The organism is Streptacidiphilus jeojiense, from assembly GCF_000719095.1.
Lineage (GTDB): Bacteria > Actinomycetota > Actinomycetes > Streptomycetales > Streptomycetaceae > Streptacidiphilus > Streptacidiphilus jeojiensis.
Genome location: NZ_JOEH01000001.1, coordinates 224,757 through 238,853 on the forward strand (window position 1 = coordinate 224,757; position 14,097 = coordinate 238,853).

The window sequence follows — 14,097 nt, forward strand, 5'->3', positions numbered from 1 at the left end:
ATCCCTTTCAACGGTTCTGCGCGCATCACGGCCCGGAGGGATTCCGGTCGGCGGGATGGTGGTCTGAGGTGCTGACCCGGCGTCAGCCGGTGCGTCAGCTGCGGCGTCGACGCAGGTAACGGGGCAGCAGCGGGCCTGCGAGCGCGGCGGCGGCACCGGCCGCCAGCAGGCCGAGGAGCAGGTAGTGGAAGGCACCGGCGTCGGTCCGTGCGGTCCGGGCCAGGGTGACCACCGGGGTGGCCGAGGGAGCCAGCACCACCGTGGAGTGCGAGGGGGACGGCGACGGCGCTCCGGTGCTGCCGCCGGAACCACCGGAGCCGGTTCCGCCGGACCCGCCGGCGCCCTTGCTGCCGGACCCGCCCGTGCTCCCGCCGGTCCCGCTGCCGCCGGTGCTCCCGCCGCCGGACGATCCGCCGGACCCGGCGGTGGCCGAGGCGTGCGCCTTGCCGGTGCTCGGCGCGCTCGACGGCGAACTGCCCGCGGTGGTCTTCGGGGTGTCGTCCACGATGGTCTGCGCCGCGGCCAGCGCCGTCGTCCGCAGGCTCTCCGGCAGCGGCACATAGCCGTCGCCCAGCTGGCCGGGGGCGACCCCCGGCGTCTGGCCGTCGCCGACCGCGAACCGGATCAGCGAGGCGTAGGCCGCGCCTTCGTCCGGCTGGAGCAGGGTGGGAACGGTGGCCGCGTAGCTGACCATGGTGAGCGGGTAGGCGCCGGCCGCCTTGGTCGTGGGCGACTCGGTGAGCACCCCGGTGCCCGGCACCTCGGTCATCGCCGCCGCGCCGGCCAGCAGCGAGTCCGCCGTCGGCGCCACGTACTCGCCGTTGCCGTTGAGCAGTTCGGCGGTGTCCAGGCCGTAGCGGGCCGCGGTGGCGGTGTCGGTGACGGCCAGGATGCCGATCTGCCCCTGCGGTTCCGGATTGCCCTTCTTCAGCTGCGGCGGGGTGGCCGTGGCGTCCCAGATGCTCTTGGAGAGGGTGTCGCCGCGGGAGGCCGACCTGGCCGCGTCGTGCAGGTCCAGGGCGTAGGGGTGGGCGTCCTGGGTGCACCAGGCCGGCCGCTTGTCGGGGTCGTTGGGGAACTGCTGGCAGAACGGGTCCTTCTTGGGGAAGTCGTCCCGGGGCAGGTTCAGGGTGTCCAGGGTGTAGTTGGGGTTGACCACCATGCCCCAGGGATCCTTGGTGCCGGACAGGAACGCCCTGGCGTCCGGGTCGGCCAGCACCCAGGCCCACAGGTGCCTCGCGGTGTCCGACTGGCCCTCGGGCACCAGCATGTCGGGTATCCGGGACGGGAAGTAGAGGTCGGCGAAGGCCGGGTTGAGCGCCAGGAAGTCCGGATCGCTGGTCAGGTCGAGCGGATTGCTCTGCACGTCCGTGGCCTGGTAGTTGACCGCGTAGCGGTAGGACTGGGTGAGCAGCTTGGCGACCAGCCGCGGGGTCAGCTTGATCTGCGGGATCCGCTGTCCGTCCAGCAGCCGGGTCGCCGCCGGCGTGCCGGAGTAGGACTGGCTCTGCACGTCGAAGGCGATGGTCACCCCGGACAGCGTCAGCGGGGCGTACACCGGGGTGGCACCGGTCTTCACCGAGTCGACCGGCACCGGGTCGGTGATGTACTCCAGGCCGGGGTCGGTGCCCGCGGTCAGCGCCTGCCGGGCGGAGTTGTCGGTGTTGGGCGTGTAGCCGAAGATCGAGGTGGTCTTCCGGCACAGCACCGGCTGCCACCGGACGATGGCCTCCTCCACCAGCTCGCTGCCGAAGGTGAGCTGCTCGTTCGCGCCGATCGGGCAGTTGAGTCCGAGCGGGGCGAAGTGCAGCGGCACCACCAGGCGGTGGGCCCAGTTGCTGGTGGACAGCGGCGAGGACTCCAGCTTGCCGGAGTTGCCGCTCGGCGGGTTGCCGTCGACCTCGGTCTCCCCGCGCGGGACCACCACCAGCCAGCACTGCCGGCCCTCGGTCGGCGTGGTCTTCTGGTTGGCGTCGACCTCGCCGCAGCCCAGCCCCGCGGCCTCCATCCCGGTCATGGTCTCGAAGAAGACCTGGCCGGTGCCGTTGGCCCGGGTCGGGGCGAAGGGCACCTCGTTGGTGGTGCCCGCGTCGAAGAACTGGCTGTCGGCGCCGGACTCGGTCACCCCCTTCCAGGAGGTGAACGGGGTGTACACGTTGACGTTGGGCTTGGTCTGCTTCAGCGGCTCGGCCGGGTCCACCAGATTGCCGTAGTTCAGCTGACGGCTCGCCACGTAGTCACCGCCCCGGCTGTCGCCGCGGTCGGCGCCGTACTCGCACTGGGTGCGGTCCGGGCCGGTGGCCGCGTCGCCCCAGCACTCCATCAGCTCCAGGTAGTCGGTGGCGAAGGTGGTCGGGTTGGGCTGGGTGGGCTTGCCGCCGGTCCAGGTCACCTGGACCACCTGGTCGACCAGGTCCACGGTCTGAGCGACCGTCACCGCAAGCCCGGCGAAGGGTCCGCTGCCGGTCACCGTCACCGCCGAGCCCTCGGCGGAGCTCACCGCCGCCGGGCTGACCGCCTTCGACGACCCCGTCACGGCCTTCACCGCGGCAGCGGAGGCGGCCACCGGATGGCCCGGCAGCAGCGCCGACTCGGTGGCGCTGACCACCGGGGCCTTCGGGCCGGCCGTCGAACCTCCCACGGCGGTTCCGGATCCGGACGTGGTACTGCCGCTCCCGGCGGCGGGGTCGATCGGCACCGCGGACCCGGTCATCGGATCCACCTGGATCGAAGGGCTGGCGGCGCTGCCCACCGCCGCCGTCCCGGTGGCGGGCCGGTCGAGGTTCTGCGAGGCATAGCCCAGGCCCGCCGTGACCAGCACGGCCGCCGCGGCGACGGTGCGGAGGATGCGGGAACGGAGCGCGACCCGGGTCGGCACCGCACGACGAAGCAGTCTCATCGCTCGACCCCCCGGCGGCGCGCGGCCCGACCGGCCAGGACCGGGGGCAGCACCACGATGGAGACCAGCAGCAGCCCGGCGACCACCATCAGCACATGCTGCAGGGTGCCGTCGGAGCTGGCCGCGATGGTCACCGGGTTGGCGAGCACGGTGTTGCCGCCGCTCGTCGAGCCGCCTCCGCTGCTCCCCCCGCCGCCGACCAGTCCGGGATCACCGGAGCCCGAGCCTCCGGTGGAGCCCGCGGTCGAGCCGCCGCCGGTCTGCGAGGCCGAACTGCCGGCGGTTCCGCCGGACGAGCCGCTCCCGGACGACCCGGCGCCGCCGGTGCCGTTCGTGCCCGCGCCGGTTCCACCGGTGGCGCTGCCGCCGCCCGAGGTGCCGCCGCTGGTGCTGCCGCCACTCGTGCCCGGTTGCTGCGAGGCGGTCTGGCCACCGGTCCCGCCGGTCCCGCCGCTGCCGCCCTTCTTGTCCGAGGCGGGCGGATAGGGAGCGGTCCTGGCCAGGGTGTTGGTGCCGTCGGTGGAGAAGGTCGGGTTGTGGCAGCCGGCGATGTTCACCGTGTTGGCCTCGGCCCCGGGGATCTTCTTGACCTGGATCAGCGCCGCCTTCACCAGGTTGATCGGCAGCGGCGAGTAGCCGAGCCGGTCGGCGTTCTGCTGCCCCTGGCAGAGGAAGTAGTAGGCGAAGGCGCTGAGGGTGTTGCCCTTCGCGGTGGTGAACTTGTCCTCCACCGCCGTGGGAAGGATCATGTAGCTGTAGCTGGACAGCGGGTAGGTGCGCGGGTCCGGGTTGTCGTAGACCTGGTCCAGGTTCTGCGTCAGGTCCGAGTTGATCTGCGCCTTGGTCAGCGCCACGGCCACGTTCGCCGCGGTGGGGCCGTCGTAGTAGCCGGCCACATTGAGCATCTTCGCCACCGGGTAGCCGGTCAGCACCGCGTAGGAGTACTCGACGTAGGTGATGGAGCCCTCGTTGTTGTCCTGGGCCACGAAGCCGGAGACGCTCTGCGAGCTGCCCAGCGACTGGAAGCCCTGACCGTTGACCAACGGGTAGAAGGAGGTGACCCCGCACGGCGAGCTGCGTCCGGCCTTGACGCAGTAGGCGTTCCAGAGGCTGGTCTCCTTCTTGCTCAGCCAGGTGGTGAGCTGGGCCGTGGTCCCGGAGCCGTCGGAGCGCACCACCGGCACGATCTGCCGGGCGGGCAGGGTCAGTGACGGATTGTCAGCCGCGATGACGGGGTCGTTCCACTTGGTGATGACACCGGTGAAGATCTTCGCGATGGTGTCCGGGGACAGCCGCAGCGTGGTCACCCGGTGCCCGTCGATCTTCAGGTTGTACATGAACGAGGTACCGCCGGCCACGATCGGCATATAGGCGAAGTGCCGGGACGGGGGCGCCTCGTAGACGCCGTCGTCGGTGATCCCGTAGGGGATCTCGGACACGTCGAAGTCATTGGTGCCGTTCTTGAACTTGGTGCGGCCGTCGGAGGAGCCGGTGGCGTTGAAGTTGACCGTCATCCCGTACTGCTTGACGTTGGTGGTCCAGGCGTCCATCGCGTTGCTGCTCCAGGTGGAGCCGGCGCCGTCGATGGAGACGTACGGTGCCGCGGCCGACGCCTGGGGCGTGCCGCCCCACAGCACTCCCACCGCGATCAGGGCCAGGGACGCCGCGACCGCTCCGGCCCGTCGGGCATTGCGCGTCGCGATCCGGGCCGATGCCCCCGCCCTGCGCTTCTGCTGACGTCGGCTCAGCTCTCCCGGCGCCCGTCCACCGATCAGACGGGCCGTCAGGAACAGTGCCAGGACCAGCAGCATCAGTACCGCGGCCGCGCCGAACCCCCGGCTGATCTGCCACTTGGACGGCAGCCGCACCAGAGTGAAGACCAGCAGCGGCAGCGAGACCTGCGGGTTGTGCAACGGGTCGCCGTTGAAGGCCTTGTTGTAGCCGGAGGTCAGCAGGACCGGCGAGGTCTCCCCGATGCCGCGCGCGGTGCCGAGGATGACGGCCGTGGTCAGCCCGGAACGCGCGGTCGGCAGCACCACCTGCCACACGGTCCGCAGCCGCCCGGCGCCCAGCGCGAAGGAGGCCTCCTTCAGCGATGCCGGCACCAGCCGCAGCACCACGTCGCCGGCCCTGATGATGATCGGCAGCATCATCACCGACAGCGCGCATCCGGCGGCGAGCCCGCACTGCTGCCAGTGGACCACGCTCACCACCACCACGTAGACGAAGAGGCCGGCGACCACCGAGGGGAGCGCCGTCATCGCCTCGACCACGGTGCGGACGAAGCGCGCCAGCCGGCCGGGGACCTCGGAGAGGAAGACCGCGCAGCTCACCCCGAGCGGCACGGTGATCGCCAGGGCGATGCCGATCTGCTCCAGCGAGCCCACCAGCGCGTGCTTGACGCCACCGACCACCAGCGGGGTCAGCGAGTCCGCCTCGGACATGTCCTGGGTGTAGAAGTTGCCGTGCGGCAGCGCGTCCTTGCCCTGGTAGAGCGTGTAGCCGACGGTGAAGGCCAGGGCGATCACCACCAGCGCCGCCAGGCTGTGCACCACCACGGTCGCCAGCCGGTCCCGTACCGCCAGGCCGTTCTCGTCCTGGGCGACCAGCAGCGCGTACAGGCCAAGGAAGCACAGCCAGGAGCAGACCACGAAGCCGAGCGGCCCGTTCAGCGGCAGCAGGTACCGGAACAGCAGCACGGTGGCACCGACACCGCCTGCCAGCGCGCCGACCAGCGCGAAGCGGTCACTGGCCCGGGCGCCCCCCGGGCGTCTGCGGACCTCGTCGGTGCCGTCCGCCGGGGGCGCCACCACCACGGTGGTGGTGGCGGCAACCGCGGTGGCGGCCGGGACGGTGTGGCTCATGTGCTTGCTCCGGAGCGGCTGCGGGCGACGACGGCCGAGGCGGCGAAGTTCACTACCAGGGTCATCAGGAACAGGACGAGTCCGGCGGCCATCAGCGCGGACAGTCCGAACGGGGTGGAATCCCCGAAGTGCAGGGCGATCAGAGCGGCGACCGTGCTGGCGCCGCTCTGCAGGATGTGCGGCTGGATGGTGAAGACCATGGAGATGATCATGTAGACGGTGATCGTCTCGCCCAGGGCGCGGCCCAGGCCGAGCATGGTGCCGCCGATGATCCCGCCCCGTCCGTAGGGCAGGACCACCGAGCGGATCATTCCCCAGCGGGTGGAGCCGAGGGCGTAGGCGGCCTCCCGCTCGCCGGCCGGGGCCTGGCCGAACACCTCGCGCATCACCGAGCACATGATCGGGGTGATCATCAGCGCGACCACGGTGCCGGCGATGAAGGTCGAGGAGGTGTAGGCGGGCACCGGCGCCAGCGGGTCGTGCGGATCGGCGCCGTCCACCTTGAACAGCGGGATCCAGCCGAACCAGGTGGAGATCCAGCGGGCCAGGCCGGTCATCCGGTGCTCCAGGAAGAAGAACCCCCACAGCCCGTAGACCACGCTGGGGACCGCCGCCATCAGGTCGACCAGCGTGATCATCGTCCGCTTGACCCCGGCCGGCGCGTACTCGGAGATGTACAGCGCCATCCCGAGCGCCAGCGGCACCGCGACCAGCACCGCCAGGGCGCCGATCAGCAGGGTGCCGACGAGTACGGCGGCGATGCCGAACTGTCCGCGGTGCCCGCCCGGGTTCCAGTGCTGGACGGTGAGGAAGGACCATCCCGCCACCCGCAGCGCCTGGGTGGCCTGGCTGGCCAGGAAGCCGCCGACGGCCAGCATGATCAGCAGCACCACCACCCCGCTGGAGCGGGCGCCCAGCGCGAAGAGCCGGTCGCCGAGCCCGGCGTTGGTGCTGAGCCGGCGCGGCCGGTCGCCGGTCCCCTCCGGGTCGGCCGCGGGACGCAACTCAGTGGCCGCGCTCATCGGCGGACCGCCTTGGCCTCGGCGAACTCCGGTTTCCGGCGCGGCAGTTCAGCCAGCGGCACGGCATCGATGAACTGCGTCAGGTTGTACTGGCACTCACGCTGCCGACGGTAGGCCCGCCCGGAGGCGGCCACCGGCAGGTCGTCGACGCTCAGCCGCCAGGCCCACATCGCCCCGGGCTGGATCCGCAGCGCCGCCACCACGGCGCGGTGGGCGTCGGCCCGCAGTCGCAGCACCGCCTCCAGGCAGCGCTCCGGGGTGTCGAAGCCGGCGGCTCCGCGCCCCAACTCCCGGTTGTTGGGCCCGAGCAGGCGCCAGACCGTGCGTGCCCCGGCTGCAAACTCGCCGGCCGGGACGGACGGCGACACCGGTCTTGTGACGATGAGAAAACGTGCCTGCCCCATGACGTGCTCCCTCGGGTCCTGCCCCACACGCACCCCAGGGCGGATCCGCCACTGGCCGAGAGAGACGGTCCTGTTTCCAAGCAGCTACACAGGATCTGCAAGGAGAACGCCAGACATGAGGCAGGTAAATGAGAGGGATGGAGGTTGTCAGGGAAGTGTGGAGGGGCTTGCACATTACAAGAGGCCGTGGATGAACCACGGCCTCTTATCGGCTGATTTGACGTACTTTGACTGTTCGTCAGCGAACCGGGTGCCCGGCCTCCCGCAGCGACTGCTTGACCTCGCCGATGCGCAGGTCACCGAAGTGGAACACGCTGGCGGCCAGCACCGCGTCGGCCCCCGCCGCCACCGCCGGGGCGAAGTCGGCCAGCCGGCCGGCGCCGCCGCTGGCGATCACCGGCACGCCGACCACCTTGCGCACCGCGCGGAGCAGTTCCAGGTCGTAGCCGTCCTTGGTGCCGTCCGCGTCCATGGAGTTGAGCAGGATCTCGCCCGCACCCAGCTCCGCCGCGCGCTCGGCCCACTCCACCGCGTCGATCCCGGTGCCGCGGCGGCCGCCGTGGGTGGTGACCTCGAAACCGGAGGCCGTCACCGTGCCCTCGTGCACCCTGCGGGCGTCGATGGACAGCACCAGCACCTGCCGGCCGAAGCGCTCGGCGATCTCCCGGAGCAGCTCCGGCCTGGCGATGGCGGCGGTGTTGACACCGACCTTGTCCGCGCCGGCCCGCAGCAGCCGGTTCACGTCCTCGACCTCGCGCACCCCGCCGCCGACGGTGAGCGGGATGAAGACCTGCTCGGCGGTGCGGCGCACCACGTCGTAGGTGGTCGCCCGGTCCCCCGAGGACGCGGTGATGTCCAGGAAGGTGAGCTCGTCGGCGCCCTCGGCGTCGTAGAGCTTGGCCATCTCCACCGGGTCGCCGGCGTCGCGCAGGTTCTGGAAGTTGACGCCCTTGACCACCCGCCCGGCGTCGACGTCCAGGCAGGGGATCACACGAACGGCGAGGGTCATCGCTACTGGGCCTTCCTTCGGTACGCCTCGACCTCGACCTCCACGGCCATCCGGGAGTCGAGCAGGGCACTGACGACAACGATGGTGGCGGCCGGCCGCACAGCACCGAAGAGTTCCTTGTGGACCCGGCCCACGTCCTCGACGTCGCGGGCGTGGGTGACGTACATCCTGGTCCGCACCACGTCGGCGGCGCCGAGCCCGTACCGGGCCAGCGAGGCCACGGCCACCCCGAAGGCGGCCCTGGCCTGCTCCGCGGGCGAGCCCTCGAACAGGACCCGGCCGTCGTCCCAGGCCGTGCAGCCGGAGACGAACACGAAGTCACCCGCCGCGACGGCCCGCGAGAAGCCGAACTGCTCCTCCCAAGGGCCGTTGCCGTTCATTCGAACCGTCGGAAAATCCGTCATGACGGGCTCATCTCCCTGGTGCTGGCTGGACTCGACGGTCCCTCAGGACACTGCGGCCAGTGCCTCTTCGAGGGTGAATGCCTGAGCGTAGAGGGCCTTGCCGACGATCGCGCCCTCGACGCCCCTGTGACCGCCGGCTGCGGAACCGATCAGCCCGGCGATGTCGCGCAGGTCCTGCAGCGAGGACACCCCGCCGGAGGCGACCACCGCGCGGTCGGTGGCGGCGCAGACGTTGCGCAGCAGCTCCAGGTTGGGACCGGTGAGGGTGCCGTCCTTGTCGACGTCGGTGACCACGTAGCGGGCGCAGCCCTCGGCGTCCAGGCGGGCCAGCGCCTCGTAGAGGTCGCCGCCCTCGCTGGTCCAGCCGCGGCCGCGCAGGGTGGTGCCGACCACGTCCAGGCCGACCGCGATCCGGTCGCCGTACTCGGCGATGGCCTTGGCGACCCACTCCGGGGACTCCAGCGCGGCGGTGCCGAGGTTGACCCGGGCGCAGCCGGTGGCCAGCGCGGCCCGCAGCGAGTCGTCGTCGCGGATGCCGCCGGACAGCTCGACCCTGACGTCCAGTCGGCCGGTGACCTCGGCCAGCAGGGCGCGGTTGTCGCCGGTGCCGAAGGCGGCGTCCAGGTCCACCAGGTGGATCCACTCGGCACCGGCGCTCTGCCAGGCCAGGGCGGCGGCCAGCGGCTCGCCGTAGGAGGTCTCGGAGCCCGAGGCGCCCTTGACCAGGCGCACGGCCTGACCGTCGCGGACGTCCACGGCGGGGAGGAGGACGAGGCGGTCTGCACTGCTCACAGCGTGGCGATCCAGTTCTTCAGCAGGGTGGCTCCGGCGTCGCCGGACTTCTCGGGGTGGAACTGGGTCGCGGACAGCGGCCCGTTCTCCACGGCGGCGACGAACGGCTCGCCGTGCTCGGCCCAGGTGACCAGCGGCGGGCGCAGCTGCTCGATGGGCGGCAGCTCCCAGCTGCGGACCGCGTAGGAGTGCACGAAGTAGTAGCGGGCGTCGCTGTCCAGGCCGGCGAAGAGCGCGCTCTGCTCCGGTGCCTTGACGGTGTTCCAGCCCATGTGCGGGACGATCGGGGCCTGCAGCGGTTCGACCGTGCCGGGCCACTCGTCGCAGCCCTCGGTCTCGATGCCGTGCTCGACGCCGCGGGCGAAGAGGATCTGCATGCCCACGCAGATGCCCAGCACCGGCCGGCCGCCGGCCAGCCGCCGCCCGATGATCCGCTCGCCGCGGACCGCCTTGAGCCCGTCCATGCAGGCCGCGAACGCGCCGACGCCGGGGACCAGCAGTCCGTCGGCGTTCAGAGCGGTGTCGAAGTCCGAGGTCACCTCGGCCTCGGCGCCGACGCGCTCCAGGGCGCGCTGGGCGGAGCGGAGGTTGCCCGAACCGTAGTCGAGGACGACCACGCGCTTGGCCATCAGGGCCAGCCTTTCTGTGGATTCCGCCGGTGGGGGCGCACGGCCTAGATCCGCATCAGCCCGGTGGCCAGGCACATGCCCGAGCCGAGGACGAGCAGCAGGACCACGCCCTTGGGAAGCTTCTGCTTCCAGAACGAGTAGGCCCCGCCGAGCAGGAACAGGCCGAGGAAGACGAAGACGATGGTCGAGGTACTCATGGCTACAGCGCGCCCTTGGTCGAGGGGAGGATCCCGGCCGCGCGCGGGTCCAGCTCGCTGGCGTACCGCAGCGCCCGGGCGAGCGCCTTGAACTGGCACTCGACAATGTGATGGGCATTGCGTCCATACGGTACGTGGACGTGCAGCGCGATCTGCGCCTGGGCCACGAAGGACTCCAGGATGTGCCGGGTCATGGTGGTGTCGTAGGCGCCGATCATCGGCGCCATGCCCTCCGGCTCGGTGTGCACCAGGTAGGGACGGCCGGAGAGGTCCACGGTGACCTGGGCCAGCGACTCGTCCAGCGGCACGGTGCAGTTGCCGAAGCGGTAGATGCCGACCTTGTCGCCCAGCGCCTGCTTGAAGGCGGCGCCGAGGGCCAGGGCGGTGTCCTCGATGGTGTGGTGGGTGTCGATGTGCAGGTCGCCGTCGGTCTTGACGGTGAGGTCGAACAGACCGTGCCGGCCGAGCTGGTCCAGCATGTGGTCGTAGAAGCCGACCCCGGTGCTGATGTCGGTCTTCCCGCGTCCGTCGAGGTCGATCTCGACCTTGACGGAGGTCTCCTTGGTGGTGCGCTCGACGCGCCCGATCCGGGACATGTGTGGTCAAAGCTCCTTGATTGCGGCGCGTACGGCGTCGAGGAAGGCGTTGTTCTCGTCGGGGGTGCCGGCGGTGACCCGGAGCCGGCCGGGGACCCCGTTGTCGCGGACCAGCACGCCCTGGGCGAGGATCGCCTGCCAGACCGCGTGGGTGTCGGCGAACTCGCCGAACTGCACGAAGTTGGCGTCCGAGTCGGTGACCTCAAGGCCCATCGCGCGCAGCTCGGTGACGATGCGGTCGCGCTCGGCCTTGAGCCGCTCGACGTAGCCCAGCAGGGTGTCGGTGAACTCCAGTGCCGCCAGCGCGGTGGCCTGGGTGACCGAGGACAGGTGGTAGGGCAGCCGGACCAGCTGCACCGCGTCCACCACGGCCGGGTCGGCGGCCAGGTAGCCGAGCCGCAGCCCGGCGGCGCCGAAGGCCTTGGACATGGTCCGGGTGACCACCAGCAGCGGGCGGCCCTCGATCAGCGGCAGCAGCGAGGGCTGGTGCGAGAACTCGATGTAGGCCTCGTCGACCACCACCAGCGTCGGCTTGACCGCCTGCGCGGCCTCGTACAGCGCCAGCACGGTCTCGCGCGGGACGGCGGTGCCGGTGGGGTTGTTCGGCGAGCAGACGAACAGCACGTCGGGGCGCTGCACCGCAATCGCGGCGAGGGCGACGTCCAGGTCGATGGTGAAGTCGTCGTCGCGCGGGCCCTGGGTCCAGTGGGTGCCGGTGCCCCGGGCGATCAGGTCGTGCATCTGGTAGGTGGGCGCGAAGCCCAGCGCGGCGCGCCCCGGGCCGCCGAAGGTCTGCAGCAGCTGCTGCAGCACCTCGTTGGAGCCGTTGGCCGCCCAGACGTTCTCCCGGGCCACCGGGAAGCCGGTGGACTTCGTCAGGTACGCGGCCAGGCCCTCGCGCAGCTCCACCGCGTCCCGGTCCGGGTAGCGGTTGAGGTTGCGGGCGGCCTCGGCCACCCGCTCCGCGATCCTGGCGACCAGGGCCTCCGGCAGCGGGTACGGGTTCTCATTGGTGTTCAGCAGCACCGGGACGTCCAACTGCGGTGCTCCGTAGGGCGACTTGCCCTTGAGCTCGTCCCGGATCGGCAGGTCGTCAATCGTCATGCGGATCGAGCTCATGCGTTCGGCACCGTCCAGTCGAAGCGGGCGCGCACGGCGTCGCCGTGGCCGGGCAGGTCCTCGGCGTCGGCGAAGGTCACCACGTGCTTGGCGACCCCGGCCAGCGCCTCCCGGGAGTAGTCCACGACGTGGATCCCGCGCAGGAAGGACTGCACGCTCAGGCCCGAGGAGTGGCAGGCGCAGCCGCCGGTGGGCAGGACGTGGTTGGACCCGGCCGCGTAGTCGCCCAGCGACACCGGGGAGAAGGCGCCGACGAAGACCGCGCCGGCGTTGCGGACCCGGGCCGCGACCGCGGGGGCGTCCGCGGTCTGGATCTCCAGGTGCTCGGCCGCGTAGGCGTTGACCACCTCCAGGCCCTGCTCCAGCGAGTCCACCAGGATGATCCCGGACTGCTTCCCGGACAGCGCCTCCCGCACCCGGGCCTCGTGCCGGGTGGCGGCGACCTGGGCCTTCAGCTCCGTCTCCACCGCGTCGGCCAGCGCGAGCGAGTCGGTGACCAGCACCGACGCGGCGTTGGGGTCGTGCTCGGCCTGGCTGATCAGGTCGGCGGCGACGTGCCGGGCGTCGGCGGTGTCGTCGGCCAGGATCGCGATCTCGGTGGTGCCGGCCTCGGCGTCGATCCCGATCCGGCCCTTGAGCAGCCGCTTGGCCGCCGCGACGAAGATGTTGCCGGGGCCGGTCACCAGGTCGACCTGGCGGCACTCCCCCGCACCGTAGGCGAACATCGCGACCGCCTGGGCGCCACCGACCGCGTACACCTCGTCCACGCCGAGCAGCGCGCAGGCGGCGAGGATGGTGGGGTGCGGCAGGCCGCCGTGCTCCTTCTGCGGCGGCGAGGCCAGCGCCAGGCTGGGCACGCCGGCCTCCTGCGCCGGCACCACGTTCATCACCACGGACGAGGCCAGCGGCGCCAGGCCGCCCGGGACGTAGAGGCCGACCCGGTCGACCGGCACCCAGCGCTCGGTGACCGTGCCGCCGGGGACCACGGTGGTGGTGTGGTCGGTGCGGCGCTGCTCGCGGTGCACGATCCGGACCCGGCGGATGGACTCCTCCAGCGCGGCCCTGATGTCGGGGTCGAGCTGCTCCAGCGCGGCGGCGACGGCCGCCTGCGGCACGCGGATGTCGGTGAGCCGTACCCCGTCGAAACGCTCCGTGATCTCGATCAGCGCCTCGACGCCCCGATGGCGTACGTCCTCGCAGATGGGCCGCACCTTCTCAAGCGCGGCCTCGACGTCGAGCTCGGCGCGCGGCAGTACGGCGCGCGGGTCGTCGATGGAACCTCGGAGGTCGATTCGCGAAATCACACAGGCCAGTCTACGGAGCCCCGGCAACGACCGTTTGCGCATATCACGACTTGGGACGGCGTGGCGCGGCCCGACCGCGGGCGCGAAGCGGTACGGCGGGACCCCGCCACCTGAGTACTCTTGCGCTCGTGACGGAACGGCTCCCCCTCTTCCCCTTGGGCACAGTGCTCTATCCCGGCCTGGTGCTGCCCCTGAACGTCTTCGAGGAGCGCTACCGCCGTCTCATGGCGGACCTGCTGGCGGGGCCGGAGCCGCACCGCTTCGGCGTGGTCGGCATCCGGGCCGGCCGGGAGACCGCGCCGACCGGGCTGGAACCGGGCACCGACCCCGGCGGCCAGGCACTGGCCGGCTTCGGCCCGGATCCGGCGCGGGCCCTGTACGACCTGGGCTGCGTCGCCGAGATCGCCTCGGCCGAGACCCGCGAGGACGGCGGATACGACCTGATCGCGACCGGCACCACCCGGTTCACGGTGCTGGACTTCGACGCCTCCGGCCCCTACCTCACCGCCGAGGTCGAACGGCTGCCCGAGGTGGTCGGCCCGGAGGCGTCGGTGCTCGGGCAGGCCGTCGAGCGGCTGTTCCGCACCTACCAGAAGCGGCTGGCCGGCGCCCGGGAGAGCACGGTGACCGGGCTGCAGGAGCTCCCCGACGACCCGATGGTGCTGTCCTACCTGGTGGCGGCGGCCTCGGTGCTGGACACCGCGGACAAGCAGCGGCTGCTCGGGGCCGGCTCGGCCAGCGAGCGGCTGACCGCGGAGCTGGCGCTGCTGCGCCAGGAGACCGCGGTGCTGGCGAAGCTGCCGTCGCTGCCGGCCGTGGAGCTCACCCGCCAGGCCTTCAACCCCAACTGAGGCGAAG

At 71.7% G+C, this 14,097-nt stretch carries 13 protein-coding genes; 1 reads left to right on the plus strand and 12 read right to left on the minus strand.

The features are described 5' to 3' along the window. Positions 1-94: 94 nt before the first annotated feature. The 12 genes from IF29_RS0100985 to hisD all read right to left on the minus strand — a co-directional run bounded on the left by IF29_RS0100985 (position 95) and on the right by hisD (position 13,239). Positions 95-2,899 carry a hypothetical protein gene (locus tag IF29_RS0100985; RefSeq protein WP_157623509.1) on the minus strand — a complete coding sequence of 935 codons (2,805 nt, stop codon included), beginning with the start codon at positions 2,897-2,899 and terminating at the stop codon, positions 95-97. Then, the gene (gene pstA, locus IF29_RS44615) at positions 2,896-5,763 is read right to left on the minus strand and encodes a phosphate ABC transporter permease PstA (RefSeq protein WP_084713329.1); all 2,868 of its coding nucleotides are present in this window, start codon (positions 5,761-5,763) and stop codon (positions 2,896-2,898) included. Before pstA ends, IF29_RS0100985 begins: the two co-directional genes overlap by 4 nt. Continuing rightward, positions 5,760-6,785 (minus strand): phosphate ABC transporter permease subunit PstC, encoded by a 1,026-nt coding sequence (gene pstC / locus IF29_RS0101000; RefSeq protein WP_030248321.1) that lies wholly within the window; start codon positions 6,783-6,785, stop codon positions 5,760-5,762. Before pstC ends, pstA begins: the two co-directional genes overlap by 4 nt. Further along, positions 6,782-7,189, minus strand: a complete 408-nt coding sequence (locus IF29_RS0101005) for a hypothetical protein (protein ID WP_030248322.1) — start codon at positions 7,187-7,189, stop codon at positions 6,782-6,784. The genes pstC and IF29_RS0101005 overlap by 4 nt, the downstream gene beginning before the upstream one ends. 238 nt (positions 7,190-7,427) lie before the next feature. Continuing rightward, positions 7,428-8,198 carry an imidazole glycerol phosphate synthase subunit HisF gene (gene hisF / locus IF29_RS0101010; protein ID WP_030248325.1) on the minus strand — a complete coding sequence of 257 codons (771 nt, stop codon included), beginning with the start codon at positions 8,196-8,198 and terminating at the stop codon, positions 7,428-7,430. 2 nt (positions 8,199-8,200) lie between these two features. Further along, positions 8,201-8,602, minus strand: coding sequence for a RidA family protein (locus tag IF29_RS0101015; protein ID WP_030248326.1), 402 nt, complete (start codon positions 8,600-8,602; stop codon positions 8,201-8,203). Between the two features lie 42 nt (positions 8,603-8,644). Further along, a complete protein-coding gene (gene priA / locus IF29_RS0101020; RefSeq protein WP_030248327.1) occupies positions 8,645-9,394 on the minus strand; it encodes a bifunctional 1-(5-phosphoribosyl)-5-((5-phosphoribosylamino)methylideneamino)imidazole-4-carboxamide isomerase/phosphoribosylanthranilate isomerase PriA in 750 nt (249 codons plus the stop codon). Further along, a complete protein-coding gene (hisH, locus tag IF29_RS0101025) occupies positions 9,391-10,023 on the minus strand; it encodes an imidazole glycerol phosphate synthase subunit HisH (RefSeq protein WP_030248328.1) in 633 nt (210 codons plus the stop codon). The genes priA and hisH overlap by 4 nt, the downstream gene beginning before the upstream one ends. A gap of 44 nt (positions 10,024-10,067) precedes the next feature. After that, positions 10,068-10,220, minus strand: a complete 153-nt coding sequence (locus tag IF29_RS46720) for a hypothetical protein (protein WP_030248330.1) — start codon at positions 10,218-10,220, stop codon at positions 10,068-10,070. A gap of 2 nt (positions 10,221-10,222) precedes the next feature. Beyond that, positions 10,223-10,816: an imidazoleglycerol-phosphate dehydratase HisB gene (gene hisB / locus IF29_RS0101035; RefSeq protein WP_030248331.1), complete on the minus strand. Its 594-nt coding sequence runs from the start codon at positions 10,814-10,816 to the stop codon at positions 10,223-10,225. Positions 10,817-10,822: 6 nt separating this feature from the next. Beyond that, positions 10,823-11,920, minus strand: coding sequence for a histidinol-phosphate transaminase (locus IF29_RS0101040; protein ID WP_030248332.1), 1,098 nt, complete (start codon positions 11,918-11,920; stop codon positions 10,823-10,825). Positions 11,921-11,931: 11 nt separating this feature from the next. Then, positions 11,932-13,239, minus strand: coding sequence for a histidinol dehydrogenase (gene hisD / locus IF29_RS0101045; RefSeq protein WP_030248333.1), 1,308 nt, complete (start codon positions 13,237-13,239; stop codon positions 11,932-11,934). A gap of 128 nt (positions 13,240-13,367) precedes the next feature. Here hisD and IF29_RS0101050 point away from each other — a divergent pair, with 128 nt between their 5' ends. Continuing rightward, entirely contained in the window at positions 13,368-14,090 is a 723-nt protein-coding gene (locus tag IF29_RS0101050; protein WP_030248334.1) for an LON peptidase substrate-binding domain-containing protein, read from the plus strand. The last annotated feature ends 7 nt before the right edge of the window (positions 14,091-14,097 follow it).

Coding starts and splice junctions, on each gene's coding strand:
- IF29_RS46720 (WP_030248330.1), bottom strand. CDS start 10,220: ATGAGTACCTCGACCATCGTCTTCGTCTTCCTCGGCCTGTTCCTGCTC.
- pstC (WP_030248321.1), bottom strand. CDS start 6,785: ATGAGCGCGGCCACTGAGTTGCGTCCCGCGGCCGACCCGGAGGGGACC.
- hisB (WP_030248331.1), bottom strand. CDS start 10,816: ATGTCCCGGATCGGGCGCGTCGAGCGCACCACCAAGGAGACCTCCGTC.
- pstA (WP_084713329.1), bottom strand. CDS start 5,763: ATGAGCCACACCGTCCCGGCCGCCACCGCGGTTGCCGCCACCACCACC.
- IF29_RS0101015 (WP_030248326.1), bottom strand. CDS start 8,602: ATGACGGATTTTCCGACGGTTCGAATGAACGGCAACGGCCCTTGGGAG.
- hisF (WP_030248325.1), bottom strand. CDS start 8,198: ATGACCCTCGCCGTTCGTGTGATCCCCTGCCTGGACGTCGACGCCGGG.
- IF29_RS0100985 (WP_157623509.1), bottom strand. CDS start 2,899: ATGAGACTGCTTCGTCGTGCGGTGCCGACCCGGGTCGCGCTCCGTTCC.
- IF29_RS0101040 (WP_030248332.1), bottom strand. CDS start 11,920: ATGACGATTGACGACCTGCCGATCCGGGACGAGCTCAAGGGCAAGTCG.
- IF29_RS0101005 (WP_030248322.1), bottom strand. CDS start 7,189: ATGGGGCAGGCACGTTTTCTCATCGTCACAAGACCGGTGTCGCCGTCC.
- hisH (WP_030248328.1), bottom strand. CDS start 10,023: ATGGCCAAGCGCGTGGTCGTCCTCGACTACGGTTCGGGCAACCTCCGC.